This window comes from Clostridium sp. AF50-3, from assembly GCF_003477445.1.
Taxonomy (GTDB): Bacteria; Bacillota; Clostridia; order Lachnospirales; family Lachnospiraceae; genus Otoolea; species Otoolea fessa.
The window spans coordinates 1-1,306 of sequence record NZ_QUDH01000048.1 but is presented as its reverse complement, the minus strand read 5'-3'; the positions used below and the strand labels follow the sequence as shown (position 1 = coordinate 1,306).

At 46.8% G+C, this 1,306-nt stretch carries 2 protein-coding genes; both read left to right on the top strand.

What is annotated here, in order from left to right:
• Positions 1 to 244 precede the first annotated feature (244 nt).
• A complete protein-coding gene (locus DW085_RS18725) occupies positions 245 to 634 on the top strand; it encodes a DUF5301 domain-containing protein (RefSeq protein WP_029731695.1) in 390 nt (129 codons plus the stop codon).
• 181 nt (positions 635 to 815) lie between these two features.
• Positions 816 to 1,306: MobQ family relaxase (gene mobQ / locus DW085_RS18720; RefSeq protein ID WP_147354000.1), on the top strand; the 491-nt coding region annotated here is incomplete at its 3' end.

Genomic DNA, 1,306 nt, shown 5'->3' with positions numbered 1-1,306 from the left:
AAGGCTCCTCGCCGGAGGGCTGTGATTTTCCGCAGTCATGGTCTGCTTCAAATCAAACAGGGGACGCTACGCTTCCCCTGCGCTGGCTGCCGCCAGCTACCCTTTTGTGAACTTGCCATCTGGGGACACCTTGCGTTGCAAGCTGTTCCCAGCCGACAAGTTTTACAAAATCTCTCTATACTTTGACGGTCGAATAAAGTATAATGAAGTCAACGACTAATCGGAATTTGGAGGTAATATGCTTATGAAAAAATTTCTTTCTTTGTTTTTGTGTCTTACTTGTGTACTGACTTTAGTTGCGTGTGGAAAAAAGGTAGCTCCTATTACGTTACCTCAAACCGACGAGATTACATCTATTGATATAACTTTTGGGGAAAATACAGTAAGTCATTCAGACAAAACTTGGATAAGTGAAATAATCGCCGATATTTCCAGTTCTGAACCGACTAAGAAGGAAAGTGTTCAAGACTGTCCACAAGTGGAAAGTTATATCAAAATTGACTTCCAGTTTGAGACAGGAACAAGTACTATCTTTGCGTATGAGGATAGTGGTAAATACTATATTGAACAGCCTTATCAAGGAATTTATAAAATTGATAGCCAACTATTCGAAAGGTTACAAGAAACTGATTAATTCCAGTTTGCCACCCACACATCGGGTCAACTTGTCCCGAACTTTTACAACTAAATACCCGCCGCCCACACAGCGGCACACCGAGCAGGAAATCTGAAAAAGGTCTCCTGCTTTTTTTCTGCCCAAAATGGGGTGGCAAAACGCCACCCCATCCACCGATTACCGAAAGGAGTGATACGAAATGCCCTGTCCGCACAACGAAATCACGATTGTTCAGCGCAGCCAGCGACAGTCTGCTGTTGCCGCCGCTGCTTACCAAAGCGGCGAAAAGCTGTTCTGTGAATACGACCAGCAAGTGAAGCACTACCCGGAAAAGCGTGGTATCGTCCACAATGAAATTCTGCTCCCGGCAAACGCCCCACGGTCGTATGCAGACCGCAATACCTTATGGAACGCCGCCGAAGCGGTGGAAAAGCAATGGAACTCCCAGCTTGCAAGGCGGTGGGTGCTTACCATCCCAAGAGAGATACCACCCGACCAGTATGCTGTCCTTGTCCGGGAGTTTTGTGAGCAGCAGTTTGTTTCCAAAGGCATGATTGCTGATTTTGCAATCCATGACCCCCATCCGCCGGGACACAATCCCCACGCCCATGTCATGCTCACTATGAGGGCAATGGACGAACATGGAAAATGGCTTCCCAAGAGCCGCAAGGTTTATGACCTTGACGAAAA